This is a genomic window from Mesorhizobium sp. M1295, from assembly GCF_040318135.1.
Lineage (GTDB): Bacteria > Pseudomonadota > Alphaproteobacteria > Rhizobiales > Rhizobiaceae > Mesorhizobium.
The window spans coordinates 133,969-150,056 of record NZ_JAMYLU010000017.1; the positions used below are offsets into that span (position 1 = coordinate 133,969).

General features: G+C 62.3%; 15 protein-coding genes and 1 pseudogene. 7 read left to right on the forward strand and 9 right to left on the reverse strand.

The window, feature by feature from the left end:
- Positions 1-323: 323 nt before the first annotated feature.
- The 6 genes from NKH29_RS22835 to NKH29_RS22860 all read right to left on the reverse strand — a co-directional run bounded on the left by NKH29_RS22835 (position 324) and on the right by NKH29_RS22860 (position 4,779).
- Positions 324-608, reverse strand: coding sequence for a phosphotransferase (locus tag NKH29_RS22835; RefSeq protein WP_353000637.1), 285 nt, complete (start codon positions 606-608; stop codon positions 324-326).
- Positions 535-1,074 carry a phosphotransferase gene (locus NKH29_RS22840; RefSeq protein ID WP_353000624.1) on the reverse strand — a complete coding sequence of 180 codons (540 nt, stop codon included), beginning with the start codon at positions 1,072-1,074 and terminating at the stop codon, positions 535-537. The genes NKH29_RS22835 and NKH29_RS22840 overlap by 74 nt, the downstream gene beginning before the upstream one ends.
- Positions 1,075-1,092: 18 nt before the next feature.
- Positions 1,093-1,542, reverse strand: coding sequence for a DNA polymerase III subunit chi (locus NKH29_RS22845; protein ID WP_023719810.1), 450 nt, complete (start codon positions 1,540-1,542; stop codon positions 1,093-1,095).
- 30 nt (positions 1,543-1,572) lie between these two features.
- Entirely contained in the window at positions 1,573-3,069 is a 1,497-nt protein-coding gene (locus NKH29_RS22850; RefSeq protein ID WP_023719811.1) for a leucyl aminopeptidase, read from the reverse strand.
- A gap of 86 nt (positions 3,070-3,155) precedes the next feature.
- On the reverse strand, positions 3,156-3,539 hold the full coding sequence (locus NKH29_RS22855) for a VOC family protein (protein ID WP_031194238.1): 384 nt from the start codon (positions 3,537-3,539) through the stop codon (positions 3,156-3,158).
- Positions 3,540-3,612: 73 nt separating this feature from the next.
- Positions 3,613-4,779 carry a flavin-containing monooxygenase gene (locus NKH29_RS22860; protein ID WP_023719813.1) on the reverse strand — a complete coding sequence of 389 codons (1,167 nt, stop codon included), beginning with the start codon at positions 4,777-4,779 and terminating at the stop codon, positions 3,613-3,615.
- A gap of 354 nt (positions 4,780-5,133) precedes the next feature.
- On the opposite strand from NKH29_RS22860, the gene lptF reads away from it, so the two are divergent.
- The 7 genes from lptF to NKH29_RS22895 all read left to right on the forward strand — a co-directional run bounded on the left by lptF (position 5,134) and on the right by NKH29_RS22895 (position 13,710).
- On the forward strand, positions 5,134-6,336 hold the full coding sequence (gene lptF, locus NKH29_RS22865; RefSeq protein ID WP_352494877.1) for an LPS export ABC transporter permease LptF: 1,203 nt from the start codon (positions 5,134-5,136) through the stop codon (positions 6,334-6,336).
- A complete protein-coding gene (gene lptG / locus NKH29_RS22870) occupies positions 6,333-7,418 on the forward strand; it encodes an LPS export ABC transporter permease LptG (protein WP_023719815.1) in 1,086 nt (361 codons plus the stop codon). Before lptF ends, lptG begins: the two co-directional genes overlap by 4 nt.
- Positions 7,418-9,835: an LPS-assembly protein LptD gene (locus tag NKH29_RS22875; protein WP_352494876.1), complete on the forward strand. Its 2,418-nt coding sequence runs from the start codon at positions 7,418-7,420 to the stop codon at positions 9,833-9,835. The genes lptG and NKH29_RS22875 overlap by 1 nt, the downstream gene beginning before the upstream one ends.
- Before the next feature lie 119 nt (positions 9,836-9,954).
- Entirely contained in the window at positions 9,955-10,881 is a 927-nt protein-coding gene (locus tag NKH29_RS22880) for a peptidylprolyl isomerase (protein ID WP_023719817.1), read from the forward strand.
- 13 nt (positions 10,882-10,894) lie between these two features.
- Positions 10,895-11,923, forward strand: a complete 1,029-nt coding sequence (gene pdxA, locus NKH29_RS22885) for a 4-hydroxythreonine-4-phosphate dehydrogenase PdxA (RefSeq protein ID WP_352494875.1) — start codon at positions 10,895-10,897, stop codon at positions 11,921-11,923.
- Between the two features lie 52 nt (positions 11,924-11,975).
- Complete coding sequence (gene rsmA, locus NKH29_RS22890) at positions 11,976-12,815, forward strand: 16S rRNA (adenine(1518)-N(6)/adenine(1519)-N(6))-dimethyltransferase RsmA (RefSeq protein ID WP_023719819.1); 840 nt, start codon at positions 11,976-11,978, stop codon at positions 12,813-12,815.
- Positions 12,816-13,212: 397 nt separating this feature from the next.
- Entirely contained in the window at positions 13,213-13,710 is a 498-nt protein-coding gene (locus NKH29_RS22895) for a GFA family protein (protein WP_353000626.1), read from the forward strand.
- On the opposite strand, the pseudogene NKH29_RS22900 reads toward NKH29_RS22895, so the two are convergent.
- The 3 genes and pseudogenes from NKH29_RS22900 to NKH29_RS22910 form a co-directional block, all read right to left on the reverse strand.
- A pseudogene (locus tag NKH29_RS22900) lies at positions 13,680-14,305 on the reverse strand (glutathione S-transferase family protein). The gene NKH29_RS22895 and the pseudogene NKH29_RS22900 sit on opposite strands and share 31 nt — an antisense overlap.
- 168 nt (positions 14,306-14,473) lie before the next feature.
- Complete coding sequence (gene gmk / locus NKH29_RS22905; RefSeq protein WP_023719822.1) at positions 14,474-15,130, reverse strand: guanylate kinase; 657 nt, start codon at positions 15,128-15,130, stop codon at positions 14,474-14,476.
- A 33-nt stretch (positions 15,131-15,163) separates the two neighbouring features.
- Positions 15,164-16,054 (reverse strand): YicC/YloC family endoribonuclease, encoded by an 891-nt coding sequence (locus tag NKH29_RS22910; RefSeq protein ID WP_023719823.1) that lies wholly within the window; start codon positions 16,052-16,054, stop codon positions 15,164-15,166.
- Positions 16,055-16,088: the final 34 nt, after the last annotated feature.

Consider the following 16,088-nt stretch of genomic DNA (forward strand, 5'->3'; position numbering starts at 1 on the left):
AGGAGAACGCCATGAACAGCTTCCATATCGTTTTCATTCCACGCCCTCTTCGCTTCATCATGCATCCTTGCTCGCCTCCACGGTCCACGCGCTGACCCTGACGCTGGCCTCCGCACCGGCCCGTGCCGACGACTATGACGCAACCATCAAGGACATCCAGTCGACCATGGGCGCTTGGAGCTCTATCTTCAACGGCATGCAGGTCGATTTCGATCTTCAACGGCATGCAGGTCGATTTCGATACGTTCAGGAGGGAGACGGGCGGTCAGTAATGCTTTCGTTTTTGGAGCGGGATGCGTTCAAACTGAATTCTCCATCCCGCTCTAACTGTTTGTGTGATCCGCCAGCACCTCATTGATAACCCGCCACGATTTTTCCGCCTCGCGCTGGTTGCCGTCATGTCCCGAAGCGACGATCAGCGCCTTCCAGAGCGCCCAGCCCCGAGCGCGCGCCCAGCTGTGCTCGTCAAGGGAAATGGCGTCGCGGAACGCCTGGCGGCTCTCGCCGTAAAATTCCGTCCATGCGATCACCAGGTCACAGGCAGGATCGCCGATAGCCGAACTGCCGAAATCGACGACCGCGCAGAGCTTGCCATCTTCGACGAGCAGATTGCCTGAGGCAACGTCGCCATGGACCCAGACCGGCGGCCCTTGCCATCGCGAGCCGAGCGCGGTCGCCCACACCGCCTCGGCGGTTGCCTTGTCGATGCGGCCGCCGAGCGCCGAAAGCGCGGCTCGGGTCTGGGCGTCGTAGACTGAAAGCTGGCCACCGCGGTGGCCATGGATAGCCTTCACCGGGCGCGCCTCTGGCCAGTGGCACCGGTATCGGCAGAGGCAAGTGAGGCGCGAGGCGAGGCAGCCAGCGATGCTCCTTCTCGACCTGGGCAACATAGGCGGCAGCGCTGGGCAGCCGCACCGACATTCGATCGCCCAGCCGGAAGGTGCGGTTGTCCCAGCCGCCAGGCTCGACCGGCTCTACCGGCAGGTCCGCCCATTCAGGGAACTGCGCGGCAATCAAGCGGCGAACAAGTGCGGCATCTATCGATATGCTTGGTGTTTGATCATCAGGCGGCATCGGGCTTGCTCAGGTCTTCTAAGCCTTGCGTTCCCAGCGCCGGTCCGGTGTTTGCTGCCAGTAGGTCACGGTGTGGCCGGCCTCCTTCATTGTCTTCCAGTGCGTGCGTGCCGCCTCTAGCTGGGCTGCATCGTGGCCGTCGAACAGGAACACGGCGCGCTGGTAGCCGCCAAGCTCCGGCGGCACCGCGCCATCGACCAGGAAGCGTATCTGCGCCTGGTTCGGATTGTCAGGTCCGACGGTCAGAAGCACCGGCTGCTCGGCGGGATGGGCTTCGCGGTCCGTTGCATGGGCCAGGAACGAATCGTCCCGGAAAGTCCACAGATGCTGGTCCAGCGCGTCGCGCCGTTCCTCGGTGCCGGTCTGCACCACGGCGCGCCAGCCGCGATCGATGCTGCGCTCCAGGAGGCCGGGCAGCGCGTCCTCCAGGGTCGATTCGGTCAGGTGATAGAACAGGATTTCGGCCATGACTTCAGTCTAAATCATTTAGCGCGCCGCTCATTGCTCGTAATGATCGCGCACCAATCGGTCGAGCAATCTGACGCCGAATCCGGAAGCCCATGACTGGTTGATCTCGTTGGAGGGCGAGCCCATCGCGGTGCCGGCAATGTCGAGATGCGCCCAGGGCGTGTCCTTGACGAAGCGCTGCAGGAACTGCGCGGCGATGATGGCGCCGCCATAACGGCCGCCAATATTCTTCATGTCGGCATTCTTGGACTCGATCAGCTTGTCGTATTCGGCGCCGAGCGGCATGCGCCACAACCGCTCCTGCGTCGCCTGACCGGCCGCCGTCAGCCGGTCCGCCAGCTCGTCATTATTAGAGAACAGGCCGGCATAATGCTGGCCGAGCGCGACCATGATGGCGCCGGTCAGCGTCGCCAGATTGATCATGAATTTCGGCTGGAAGCGGTCGTTGCAGTACCACAGCGCATCGGCCAGCACGAGGCGGCCCTCGGCGTCGGTGTTGAGCACTTCGATGGTCTGGCCAGACATCGAGGTGACGATGTCGCCCGGTCGTTGAGCGTGGCCGTCGACGGCGTTTTCGACCAGCCCGACAATGCCCACGACATTGACCTTCGCCTTGCGCGCGGCCAGCGCGTGCATCAGCCCGGTGACGGCAGCAGCGCCGCCCATGTCGCCCTTCATGTCCTCCATACCGGAGGCCGGTTTGATCGAATTGCCGCCGGTGTCGAAGGTGACTCCCTTGCCGACGAAGGCGACCGGGCTTTCCTTGGCCTTGCCGCCGTCCCACCGCATGACGGCGATGCGGGCGCCACGCGGCGAGCCCTGCGCTACGCCCAGCAGCGAACCCATGCCGAGCTTCTTCATCTCCTTCTCGGCCAGGATCTCGACCGTGACGCCGAGCGCCTCCAGTTGGGCGATGCGGGCGGCGAATTCCACCGGTCCCAACACATTGGCCGGTTCATTGACCAAATCGCGCGCCAGCAAGACGCCGTCGATCACCGCCGCTTCATCGGCAAAGGCCTTCTTTGCGGCCGCCGGATCGGCCGTGTGAATGGTCACCTTTACCGGCTTTTTTGGCTCACGCTTGCCGTCACCATTGTCCTTTTTGGTCTTGTACTTGTCGAAGGAATAGCTGCGCAGCAGGATGCCCGCGGCAAGCTGAACGGCTTGCCTGCCGCTGACGGCGGCGCCGGGAAGATCGAGCACGACGGCCACTTCGGTTGCCTTGCGAAAGGATGCGGCAATCGTGCCGCCGAGCTTCAGCCAGGCGTAGTCATCGAGATTGGAGCCCTTGCCGGCGCCGACCGCCACCAGCCGCTCGAGCGACGTCCCTTCCGGTGCCAGCACTTCGACCTGGCTGGCGAATTTGCCGGTGAAGTCGGCGACGGGAAAGGCCCGCTCGAGGGTCTTTGCCGGATCGCAGGCCCTGACGGCATCACCGAGGCCGCCCTCGTCGGCCGCCAGAACGAAAACGCTGCCCTTTTTGGGCGCGGCGAATTTGGCGAAGGCGATCGAGGGTCTCGAATTCATCATGTCCTGCTTTCGGGGAAATGCGTTGGATTGTCGGGAGAGGCGTTCGATTGGGCAGATCGGACCTAAGATGCCGTGTTGTTGCGTCAGTGAGCGGCGGGTTGAAACAGCTCGATGACATTGCCGGATGGGTCTTCGAGCAGGGTCTGGGAACCGCCGACGCCCGTTATGATATCGTTGCGAAAGACAAGTCCAGCACTCTTGAGACGCGCAACCTCTTCTTTCAGGTCCGGCACCACCAGCAGGATGCGGTTCCAGCCTCCCGGCACCGGCTGCCGGCCGTCGGGCATCGCCCGTGCACCCGAACTGCCGGGTCCGCTTAGAAGGAGCCGTAACGCGCCGCGCGTGACGGAGGCAAAAGCCGGTCGCGCGTCCTGTTGGACGGTGAAGCCCAGATGTCCGCAATAAAAGTCGATCGAGGCGGCGACATCATCGACCATGTAGCGAATGCTGACTGGCGTCATGATCATTGACCTTTCGGTTCGAGAACGTTCCAACAAGGCGTATCTATTGCGGGGCGGACAGTCGGCATAGTCCTGCTCATTATCGCTGCTTGACAATCCGCGCCGCTATCGCCCTAGCCTGAATGCGGGCATTGGCGAAACAACCGCGAATGCTCGGCCGCATGCCGGTAAACCACAGACCGGGCAATCGCGGGTCGGCTTCGCCGCCGTTGAAAAGCGGAACGCCCTTGCCGTCGAGAACGCCGAGCTTGCCGACCATCTGCTCCAGCCCGGTCCGGTAGCCGGTCGCTGAGATGACGATATCGGGCGTGATAAACCTGCCGTCGTTCAATATGATGCCGTCGCGAGTAAATTCTCGCAATGGCGGCACCACCACGATCATGCCTGCCTTGATGGCGCGAACCGCGCCGTCATCGGCTGCGATCGCGGTGTAGTCGGCGCTCAGACGGCTCGCACCTCCTATGGAGGCCGGCGGAAGCCCGAATTTCGTCAGGTCGCCGAAAACCAGGCGCTGGGTTGTCGCCATCACCGCATCGGCAATCCGTACCGGCAAGCGCGCCATGAAAGGCGAAAGCCTGTGGACGGCGATCTTGCAGATGCGTTTCGGCAGCAATGACGGACCATTGCGGGCCGACAGCCAGATGCTTTCGGCGTCTGCATCCGCAAGATGATTGAGGACGTCGAAACCCGAATTGCCGGCACCGACCACCAGCACCTTTTTGCCGGCATAGTCTTTCGCCTCGCCAAAATCTGCCGAATGGACGATCCGGCCGGCAAAATCCTTCATGCCTTTCCATGCGGGAATAAACGGCTGCCGGTCGCGCCCGGTGGCGACGACGACATGGCGCGCCGGACGGGATCCGGAATTGGTCTGTACGGTCCAGTGATCGCCATCGAACGTGATCTCTTCGACGGCAACGCCGAATGTGACAGGCAGCCGGTGCACTTGGCTGAAATCGTTCAGATGGCGAATGACGGCGGTTCTGTGCGGGAAGGCCGGGGTGCCTGCGGGATAGCCGATGCCGGGCAGCGTCGAGAGATCGCGATGCGTGTTGAGGTGCAGACGTTGGTGCCGCCGATGCCAGGGCTCGGCAAGCCGGCTCTCCTTTTCCAGGACGAGCGTCGGTACGCCGGCCTTCATCAGGGCGTGGGCGGCGGCAAGGCCGGCCGCGCCGGCGCCGATCACAATCGCGCCATCAAAGACCGCTTCCCAACCGGTTTGACTGCGCAATTTTTCCGCTTCCATGCTGGGGCTCAACAGATCCTGACCCGTCTTATCACGCCGCCGCGGCGGCGATCGGCGCGACATTTGGTCGTTTTGCCGCATTTGACAAGACTTTGGCCGAAATCGCTCCCATATGCGACATTGAACCATCCACGATTCGTCGCGGCACGGCCCCGCTTCCCGCCGCAACCTGTTGTTAACCAACAATGTTCGCCCTTTCTTATCCATTGCCGCCGACACTCCGGCCCAGCGGAATTTGCGATACGGGACAGAACCCAGATCGAACCGCCAAACTGAGCCAGTTGTGCAGCCGGCGCCGGACGACTACCTTATTCCAAGGCATGATGCCGTTCGAAACCGCCGAGAAAAGCCTTCATGAAGGTCGTTGAACGTTACATCATGCGCCGTGCTTTCGCGGTATTCGCGCTGGCGCTCGTTTGGACGCTGGCGATCGTCTGGACGACTCAGGTGCTCGCCCGCATCGACCTCGTCACCGATAGCGGTCAGTCGGCCCTCACCTTCTTCGAAGTCGCAGCGCTGATCGTCCCGTCGATCGTTCCGATCGTCGTGCCGTTCGCCCTAGTCGTCGCGGTCGCGCAGATCCTCAGCGTGATGAATTCGGATTCGGAGCTGGCCGTCATCAATGCCGCCGGCGCTTCACGCTGGACCATCGTCAGGCCGATCATGCTTCTGGCACTCGCAGCCAGCGTTTTTTCGTTTGCTGTCGACAATGGCGTCGACCCTTACGCACGCCAGAAGAACCGCGAGTTGATTGCTTCGTCGCGTGCCGATCTGTTGTCGTTGATCATCCAGGAAGGCACCTTCCGCAAGATCGATGATGGCCTGTTCCTGCAGGTTGGCGAACGGCTTCCCGACAATCGCCTCGGCGGCATCTTCGTCGCCGACTCGCGCGAAGAAGGCGTCAATCTCATCTATTATGCCAAGACCGGCAGCATCATCGAACGCGGCGACGAGAAGGTGCTGATGATGAATGACGGCGTCATCCATCGCAAAACCATGACCGGCGACCTCTCGGTAATCCGGTTCACCTCCTACGCCTTCGACTTGTCCGCTTTCTTGTCGGCGTCATCTGACATTCTGCTTTTGCCGAAGGACCGGACGACCCAGTACCTGCTCAATCCCAGTCCGAACGACAAGATGTACCAGCAAAAGCCGAACAGGTACCTGGCCGAGCTCAACCAGCGTTTTTCCGAGTGGTCCTATTCGCTCGTCTTTGCGCTGATCGCGCTTGCGGTCGCCGGAGATGCGCGCTCGCATCGCGAGGCGCGCGTGCACCCGCTGATCACGGCAATCGCGATCGCGCTGTTCGTGCGCTGGCTCGGGTTCTTTGCCGCCGGCAAGGCCGACAAGGTGCCGCAATATGCCTATATGGTCTACGGCGTCCCGATCGTGGCATCGGCGATCGCTATCTGGTTCATCGTTTCCAACCGGACGATGGAACTGCCGGTTGCTTGGGCCGATTGGATAACCAATCTTGCCGGCCGCTTCAATGACGGCTGGAGCGCCGTCAAGCTCCGCTTTGCCCGGCGTGGCGCATCCGGACAGGGAGCCGGCTGATGGGCTGGACTCTGGGTCGGTACTTCTTCTTTCGCTATGTGACGATCACCATCTGGTTCTTCATCGGCCTTTTGGCGCTGGTGTTCCTGATCGATTTCACCGAGCTTTCCGGCCGCACGACCGGCGTGCCGGGCTTCACCTACGCAACTGCGTTCGCCATTTCGGGGCTCCGGATGCCGATGATCATGCTGCAGACGGTGCCGTTCGTCGGCCTGTTCTCGGCGATGGCGACCCTGGTGTCGCTCAACCGCAAATATGAATTGGTCATCGCCCGTTCCGCCGGGGTTTCCGCATGGCAGTTCCTGCTGCCGTGCTGCATCGGGGCGCTGCTGTTTGGGGCCTTGTCGGTTGGCGTCATCAATCCGATAGCCGCGCACGCCTATTCCTGGTCCGAGCAGATCGAGACCCAGCTCCGTTCGGGCAAGTCGAACACCGTCTCGGCCGACGCCGCGCCCTGGATCAGGCAGAAAACCAGCTCCGGCGATACCATCATCGGCGCGCGCGCCATTCTCAATCAAGGCCTGGAGATGGCCGACGCGGTCTTCTTCAGTTTCAGCCCGCAAGGCGACATCATCGAGCGCAAGGATGCCGCGCACGCCTTTTTGCGGGACGGCTACTGGGAATTGCGGGACGTCAAGGTGTTCCGGGACGGCACCATCCAGTCGTTACCCAGCGATCGGCTGCCGACCGATCTCAAGCCGGAATTCGTGCAAGAGCGGTTGGCGCGCCCTGAGACCATCCCCTTCTACGATCTGCCCGGCAAGATCGAGGTGGCCCGCTCCTTCGGCCTCAAGGCAAATGCCTTCGCCATGCAGTTCGATTCCCTGATTGCGCTGCCCTTCCTGCTCGTCGCGATGACGCTGATTGCGGCAACGGTATCAATGCGATTTGCGAGGATGGGGCAGTCGGCGACGATGATTCTGGGTGGCATCGTGGCCGGCTTTCTGCTTTATGTCGTTTCGGTGCTGGTCAAGGCATTCGGCGTAGCGGGATTCGTACCCACTGCCGTAGCGGCTTGGGTCCCGGTTGTCGTGGCTATGTTCTTCGGGGTGACATTCCTGCTATACAAGGAAGACGGCTAGTGAGGGAGGCGGTTTTGCGCAGCCATAGGCACGCCGGTTTGGCACGCCTCTCTGCGGCGAGCGCCTTGGCATGCCTGCTTGCCGGCGCTGCCCCGGTTGCTCCGGTTTTCGCCCAGGACGTCAGTGAGCTGGCAACGAAGGTTCCGAGCGGCACACAGATGCTGCTGGCAGCCGATACGCTGGTCTACGACAACGACAAGCAGACTGTGACGGCCGTCGGCGGCGTCCAGATCGACTATGGCGGCAACCGTCTCGTCGCCCAGCGGGTCGAATACAACCGCAACACCAAACGCCTCGTCGCCAGCGGCAATGTCGAGCTCGTCAACAGCGACGGCACCAAAATCTATTCGCAGCATGCCGACATCACCGACGATTTCGCCGACGGCTTCGTCAACGCGCTGCGTGTCGAGACCGTCGACAAGGCGTATTTCGCCGCCGAAAGCGCGGAGCGCATGGGCGGCGTGCTGACGACGTTCCACAATGGCGTCTACACCGCCTGCGAGCCGTGCGAGGACAAGCCCGACAAAGCGCCGACCTGGCGTATCAAGGCCAGGAAGATCATCTGGAACGGCGAGAAGAAGACGGTTCGCTTCGAGAATTCGAATTTCGAGTTCTTCGGCTTTCCACTGGCCTATCTGCCGGCTTTCGAGATCGCCGACCCGACGGTCAAGCGCAAGAGCGGCTTCCTGATCCCCGGCGTCGCCTACAAGAGCGATCTCGGCGTCGGTGTTAGAGTTCCCTATTATTTCGCGCTCTCGCCGACCTACGATCTAACTGTCACCGGCAGCGGCTATACCAGACAGGGTTTCCTCGGTGAGGCCGAGTGGAGGCAGCGCTTCAACAACGGTCAGTACAGCCTGAAGATTGCGGGCATCCGTCAAGAGAATCCCGACGCCTTCATCGACGACAATGGCCACAACGTCAGTTCGGGTACCGAGGGCGATCCGAACAGGTTCCGCGGCATGATGGGCACCCAAGGCCAGTTCGCCATCAACCCGCGCTGGGACTTCGGCTGGGACATCCTGCTGCAGAGCGACAAGAGTTTCTCGCGCACCTACGATATCGACGGCTTCAACGATAGCGTACACCGCTCCGAGGTGTACCTGACGGGGCTCAACGATCGCAATTATTTCGATGTGCGCGCCATGCACTTCGACGTTCAAGAAGACACCCTCGCTAGCGATCCGACCGCCCGCGCCGCCAAGCAGCCCTGGGTGCTGCCCTCGCTCGACTACGCCTATATCCCCGACATGCCGGTGGCCGGCGGGCAGCTGTCGTTCGACGTCAACGCGCGGATCATAGACCGCGACAGGCTCGATACGGCTCTTGCAGATTCGGGCATCCCTTCGTCCGTCAACAACGTCCGCGGCATCGACGGTCAATCCGGCCGCGTTACCGCTGAGGCCGAATGGAAGCGCACCTTCACCACCGATGGCGGGCTGCTGCTGACGCCGCTGCTGGCGCTGCGCGGCGACGCCGGCTATGTCAACGCCTCCTCGGCCTCGCTCGACGCCGTCAACCAGATGGCGACCAATCTCGGCGTTGACGACGACATGCGTTCGTCGCTTGCCCGCTACATGGCGACCGCCGGCCTTGAGATGCGCTGGCCGGTACTGTTCTCGATGACCAGTTCCAGCCATGTCTTCGAACCGATGGCACAAGTGTTCATGCGTCCGAACGAGCAATATGTCGGCGGGCTGGCGGTCCCCAACGAGGACGCCCAGAGCTTCGTCTTCGACGCCACGACGCTGTTCGAGCGCGACAAATTCTCCGGCTATGACCGCATGGAAGGCGGCACGCGCGCCAATGTCGGGCTGCGCTATTCCGGCGCGTACGACAATGGCTGGAGCACCAATGCGGTGTTCGGCCAATCCTACCAACTCGGCGGCCAGAACTCGTTCGGCACGCCGGATCTGGTCAATGTCGGCGCCTATTCGGGTCTTGAAACCGCAACCTCCGACTATGTCGGCCTTGTCGGCTTCAATAGCCCCAGCGGATTTTCCGGCTCGGTCAGCGGCCGTTTCGACGAGCAAAGCTTCGAGGTCCGCCGCGCTGAGGTAAAGGCCGCCTTTTCAGGCCTGCCCGTATCGCTGAGCGCCAAATACGCCTTCATCCAGGCGCAGCCGCTCTATGGCTTCTCCACGGATCGCCATGAGATTACGCTCGGCGCCTCGACGCATCTTGCTGAGAATTGGCGCGTCTTTGGCACCGGCACGTATGATCTGGAGCAGAGCATCCTGGTCAAGGACGGGGTCGGCTTTGCCTATAGCGATTCGTGCTTTACCTATTTGATGACGTTTTCGGAAAGACGTGACCTGAACACCAAGGAAGTATCGCAGAACGTCGGCTTCAACCTGTCGTTCCGCACGCTCGGCGATTTCGGCTCGTCGCAACGCTCCATCGACACCATCCAATAACGGGAGCAGCAGTCGGCAACGGGGCGGCTGGCGGACGACATTGTTTCGCCGCATAGAGCAGGCACGAATTTCCGCGGCCTGAACTGGGACAGGTTGGGCCGAATCGAGATGGAATTGGGATGCTTTCGATGAGGAAATACCTCTTTTCGGCAGGCTTCGCGCTGCTGGTGGCGGTCTCGATCACCGCAGTGACGCGGCCGGTTTTCGCCAGCGAGATCAAATACGTCGTCAACAATATACCGATCACCACCGGCGACATCCAGCATCGCGCGGCTTTCCTGCGCCTGCAGCACAAAAAGGGCGATGCCGGCCAGGAAATGATCGACCAGACGCTGCGCATGGCCGAAGCCAGGCGGCTCGGCATCCGCATCAGCGACGCGCAGGTCGATGCCGCTTATCAGCGTTTCGCCACGAGCAACAAAATGCCGCTCAAGCAGCTTGACGGCGCCATGGCGCAATCCGGCGTCTCCAAGGAGCATTTCAAGGAGTTTATCCGGGCGCAGATGGCCTGGAACCAGGCGCTGACCGCGCGTCACCGTTCTAGCGACGGCGGCGGCGCCATAAGCGAGCAGGACCTCGTCAAGCGCATGCTCGAGAAAGGCGGTAGCAAACCGAGTGCCACCGAGTACATGCTGCAGCAGGTCATTTTCGTGGTGCCGGCCGCCGAGCGAAGCGCGACGCTGGCCAAGCGCAAACGCGAAGCCGACGCCATGCGCGCCCGCTTCAACGGCTGCAACACCACGCGCGAATTCGCCAAGGGCCTGATGGATGTCACCGTTCGCGATCTCGGCCGGGTGCTGGCGCCGCAATTGCCGCTGGACTGGGCCGAGCAGATAAAAGCTACAAAGGTTGGCGGCGCCACCACGACGCGCGAAACCGACCGCGGCGTCGAATTCATCGGCATCTGCTCGTCGCGCGAGGTGTCAGACGACAAAGTCGCGCAGATGGTGTTCCAGAATGAAGGTTCGAGCGACAAGAACGCCGACGAGCTCTCGAAGAAATATGTCGAGGAGTTGCGGAAGAAAGCCCGCATCATCGAGCGCTGAAGTCGCGATAGCCGTGCCTCACGCAGAGCTTCCGCTGGCGCTGAGCGTCGGCGATCCGTCCGGTGTGGGGCCGGACATCGCCATCGCCGCTTGGCAGGCCCGCGATACCGCCGGCGTTCCGTCTTTCTATCTTCTTGCCGATCCGGCACTGATTGCCGCGCGGGCGCACAGGCTCGGCGCCGATATTGCGATGGCCGAGACAACGCCGGCGCTAGCGCCGGAGATGTTTTCGCGCGCGCTGCCGGTGGTGGCGCTTGCCGCCCGTTTCATCGACAGTCCCGGCCGCCCTGATCCAGCCAACGCCGCCGGCATCGTCGAGGCGATCGACCGCGCCGTCGCCGACTGCCTGGCCGGCCGCGCTGCCGCGGTCGTCACCTGCCCCATTGCCAAGAAGCCGCTCTACGATGCCGGCTTTCGCTTTCCCGGCCACACCGAATATCTGGCGCATCTGGCATCGCTTCATACCGGTACCGAGGTGACGCCGGTGATGCTGCTTGCCGGACCGGACCTGCGCACCGTGCCGGTCACCATCCACATCGCGCTGGCCGAGGTGCCGAAGGCGCTGACGACCGACCTGATCGTCACCACCGGCCGCATCACCGCCGCCGACCTTGCAAACCGCTTCGGAATTGCCAAGCCGCGGCTCGCCATTACCGGCCTCAACCCGCACGCCGGCGAAGGCGGCGCGATGGGCACCGAAGATGAGCGCATCGTACGCCCGGCGGTCGACAGGCTGAGGCAGGAAGGGATCGACGCCTTCGGGCCATTGCCCGCCGACACGCTGTTTCATGCTCGCGCCCGCGCCGGCTACGACGTGGCGCTCTGCATGTATCACGACCAGGCGCTGATCCCGGCCAAGGCGCTGGCGTTTGACGAGGCTGTCAACGTCACGCTCGGCCTGCCCTTCATCCGCACCTCGCCCGACCATGGCACCGCCTTCGACATCGCCGGCAAGGGCATCGCCCGCGCCGACAGTCTGATTGGCGCACTGAAGCTCGCTCGCCTACTTGCCGATACTGGGACAAAAACTGCAGGCCAATGAGCCCAATCCGATGATCCTAACCCAATGAGCCCAGCCCGATGAGCCCAGCCCGATGAGCATAGACGGGCTGCCGCCGCTGCGTGAGGTGATCGAGCGCCATGGGCTGCAGGCGAAAAAGGCGCTCGGCCAGAATTTTCTGCTCGACCTTAACCTGACAAGCAAGATTGCGCGGACCGCCGGCGACCTGAGCGACGTTACGGTTATCGAGGTCGGTCCCGGTCCGGGCGGGCTGACTAGGGCCCTGCTCCTCAACGGCGCCCGGCGGGTCGTCGCGATCGAGCGCGACGAGCGCTGCCTGGCGGCCTTGGCCGAGATCGCGAACCACTATCCGGGTCGGCTCGAGATCGTGGCCGGCGATGCGCTGAAAACTGATTTTGCAGCGCTTGCCAAAGGAGTGCCGGGAAGCAGCGGGTCGGCGAAAATCGTCGCCAACCTGCCTTACAATATCGGCACCGAATTGCTGATCCGTTGGCTGACCGTCACCGAGTGGCCGCCTTTCTACACATCGATGACGCTGATGTTCCAGCGCGAGGTCGCCGAACGCATTGCAGCCAGCCCCGGCAGCGAGGCCTATGGCCGGCTCGGCGTGCTGGCAGGGTGGCGGACGGAGGCGAGGATTGCCTTCGACGTGCCGCCGCAGGCGTTCACGCCGCCACCCAAGGTGACGTCCTCGGTTGTGCATCTGGTGCCACGCGCCAGCCCCTTGCCGGCAGAGGTGAAACGGCTCAGCCGCGTCACCGAAGCGGCGTTCGGCCAGCGCCGGAAAATGCTGCGGCAGAGCGTGAAAAGCCTTGGCGGCGAGGCGCTGCTCACCCGCGCCGGCATCGATCCGACCAGGCGTGCGGAGACGCTCAGCGTCGAGGAATTCGTGCGGCTGACGAATGCGGTGTGAGGCTGTGATGCAGGAACTTGGAGTGGTCGCTCGGCTTTTCCCACTTATCGAGGCAGGCGAGAAAATATCCACCATACGCTGGCGCGAAATATCGATTTTGCCGGGCTATATGCGCTATGTTTGTGACGGCGATGCCAGCAGGATCGCGATTGTGTGGGTCACGCGCTGCACCGATCTGCGCCTGTCCGAGGCGGCAGCGTTCCTTGGAGAGAATCGGAATGGCCCCAAGAGGTCACGGGGATGCGAGAGCACTATCCGCAGATCGGACGGACCGACATTGTACAGATCATTGAACACTTGACACCCGCCCAGACAAAGCGTCGCCCCGACTACCCGCCTGAAGTCCGATAAAAGTGTGCTATCTGGTAAACTTCGATCGCACAGAGGAATGCCAGTCGTGACGCTGCAGGAGCCGACCAACACCCGCACGCTAGGTGGATCATGCCAGTGCGGTGCAGTCACCTATAAGGTGACGGACGAGTTCATATTTGCCGTGAATTGCCATTGCTCGATCTGCCGTCGCGCAACCGGCGCAGCGTTCAAGCCACTCGCAGGCATAGAGCGTGTCAAATTGCGCATCACGAGTGGGGAGGACAAAATCCAGATCGTCGACGGCAATAGCTGGCATGACGAGCGATGCAAGCTATGCGGGTCGTTCCTTTTTGCGGTTGGTCGTGACGGCGCGTTCGCCCACATCGCTATGGGGACCCTCGTCGACGACCCAAACATTCGCCCAAGCGCGCACATTTTCGTCGGCTCCAAGGCACCTTGGTTCACCATTACAGACGACCTGCCGCAATATGACGAAAATATTGTCGAAGACAGGAGCGAATTCACGGAAGCGTCGAGCTTCGTGTCGTTCCATCAGGAGAGCGATACCGCAAAGCCGCGTTGAACCCCCGGCCGTGCCATCATAGTCCCATACCAGCGCTCAACATTCGGAAATTCGGCAAGATCGACTTGATGCCGCTCGTGCCGCCATGCCCAGCCGAGAATAGCAAAATCGGCGATCGACAGCTCGCCCGAGAAATACTCGACCTCCGCCAGCCTCCGATCGGCGACTCCGTACAGGCGTCGGGTCTCTGCGCTATAGCGTGCCAGTCCGTAGCGGCGGTCCTGGTCGTCGGTCACGCCAAGAAAGTGGTGCACCTGGCCCGGCATCGGACCGAAACCACCCACCTGCCACATCAGCCATTCCAACACAGGGACTTGCGCGCTGAGTCTGGACGGCCAAAAGTGGCCGGTCTTCTGGCCTAGGTAAATTAGGATGGCACCCGACTCGAACACGCTGATCGGTCTACCCGTCCGGTCCGGCGGGATCGACGATGGCGGGGATGCGATTGTTGGGGCTAATACGCAGAAACCCAGAGGCATGCTGTTCGCCCTTCGTGATGTCGACCACCTTCACCGTGTAGGGCAGCCATCGCCTCGAGCGCGACGCTGATCTTTCGGCCATTCGGTGTGTCAAAAGCCCATAATTCAATCGGCATGCCAACTCTCTATCGCGTTTTATCCCGACGTTGATCGCTGGTACGAGGGCGTCTCTCTCGTCAACAAACATCGGCAAATGTCAATTATCCCGACAAGTGGACACTATCTTCGTGTGATCGCCACCGTCCCGAAAGACGCCGCAGGCCGGACGCTTACGATAAAGGTGCTCAATCCGTCTTCTCATCGAGCAGCCCCGAGACGAAATCGAACAGGCCCGGCCGGCGATCGCGTCTGAGCCGTTCGGCCGTGACGATGCCGCGCACCTCGGCGAAAGCGCGGTCAAGATCGTCGTTGACGATGACGAAATCATATTCCTTCCAGTGCTCGATCTCATTACGGGCGTTCTTGAGCCGCGTCTCGATTACCGCTTCCTGGTCCTCGGCGCGACGCTTCAGCCGCGCCTTCAATTCCTTCATCGACGGCGGCAGGATGAAGATCGAGACGATGTCGGCGCGCATCTTCTCCTTGAGCTGCTGAGCGCCTTGCCAATCGATGTCGAACAGCATGTCGCGGCCTTCTGCCAGCGCCTGTTCGGCCGGCTCGCGCGGCGTCGCGTAGCAATTGCCGTGCACCTCCGCCCATTCGAGCAGCGCATCGGAATCGCGCAGCCGCTCGAACTCGCGCATCGTGCGGAAGTGGTAATGGACACCCTCGATCTCGCTGCCGCGGCGTGGCCGCGTGGTGACCGAGACCGACAATTCCAGGCTGGAATCGCTCTCCAGCAGGTTGCGCGCGATCGTCGACTTGCCGGCGCCTGAGGGCGACGACAACACCAGCATCAGCCCGCGGCGCCGAATGCGGGAACCCACATCCCTAGTGGTCATGGGGCTTGGCAGTCATGTGGCTTGGCATCGGGATCATTCCAGATTCTGGACCTGTTCGCGAAACTGGTCGACGACCGCCTTCAGTTCCAGTCCGATGGCGGTGACCGCGGCAGCATTCGACTTGGAACACAGCGTATTCGATTCGCGGTTGAATTCCTGCGCCAGGAAATCGAGCTTGCGGCCGACGGCGCCACCGCCGGCGAGCAGCGCCCGGCCCGACGCCACGTGCGTCTTCAGCCGGTCGATCTCCTCGCGTATGTCGGCCTTGGTGGCCAGGAACGCCGCTTCCATATGCAGCCGGCTGGCATCCAGATTGGCTGATGCGTCCATCAGCAGCCGGATCTGCTCTGCAAGCCTTTCGCGGATCGTGGCCGGCTCGCGTGATGGATCGGCCTCGGCCCGCAGTGTCAGCGCCTCGATGGCATCGATATGGCCGGACAGCAGGGAACGAAGCGCCGCACCTTCGCCTTGGCGCGCCTGCTGCAGCCCGTCCAGTGCTGCTTCCAGCGCCGACAATATCGCGGTATCGAGCGCACTGCGCGCCTCTTCGGTTTCGATGGCTTCGGGAATGTCGAGCACGCCGCGCAGCGCAAGCAGTCCGTCGGCCGCCGCAGGCGCTACTCCGAACTGCTCCTGCAGCCGCTTGGCCAACCCCGCCAGATCCTTCAGGAAAGCCTCGTTGACCACGGGTTGCGCTTGCGCGCCGGCGGCGCGGCCAATGGTCAGCGTCATCTGGAAATTACCGCGCCCAAAACGCTTTTGCACCGTCTGCCTGACTGCCGGCTCCAGCCGGTCGAAACCTTGCGGCAGCCGCAGCCTGACCTCGACGCTCTTGCCGTTGACGGACTTGGCTTCCCAGGCAATCGAAGTGCCTTCGTGTTCGGCGACACTGCGCGCAAAACCGGTCATACTCTGCAAGTTCATGTTGCCGTGCGTCCCCTTGCCGAATGCCCCTCAA

Coding starts and splice junctions, on each gene's coding strand:
- NKH29_RS22840 (WP_353000624.1), bottom strand. CDS start 1,074: ATGCCGCCTGATGATCAAACACCAAGCATATCGATAGATGCCGCACTT.
- NKH29_RS22845 (WP_023719810.1), bottom strand. CDS start 1,542: ATGGCCGAAATCCTGTTCTATCACCTGACCGAATCGACCCTGGAGGAC.
- NKH29_RS22850 (WP_023719811.1), bottom strand. CDS start 3,069: ATGAATTCGAGACCCTCGATCGCCTTCGCCAAATTCGCCGCGCCCAAA.
- NKH29_RS22855 (WP_031194238.1), bottom strand. CDS start 3,539: ATGATCATGACGCCAGTCAGCATTCGCTACATGGTCGATGATGTCGCC.
- NKH29_RS22860 (WP_023719813.1), bottom strand. CDS start 4,779: ATGGAAGCGGAAAAATTGCGCAGTCAAACCGGTTGGGAAGCGGTCTTT.
- lptF (WP_352494877.1), top strand. CDS start 5,134: ATGAAGGTCGTTGAACGTTACATCATGCGCCGTGCTTTCGCGGTATTC.
- NKH29_RS22880 (WP_023719817.1), top strand. CDS start 9,955: ATGCTTTCGATGAGGAAATACCTCTTTTCGGCAGGCTTCGCGCTGCTG.
- rsmA (WP_023719819.1), top strand. CDS start 11,976: ATGAGCATAGACGGGCTGCCGCCGCTGCGTGAGGTGATCGAGCGCCAT.
- gmk (WP_023719822.1), bottom strand. CDS start 15,130: ATGACCACTAGGGATGTGGGTTCCCGCATTCGGCGCCGCGGGCTGATG.
- NKH29_RS22910 (WP_023719823.1), bottom strand. CDS start 16,054: ATGAACTTGCAGAGTATGACCGGTTTTGCGCGCAGTGTCGCCGAACAC.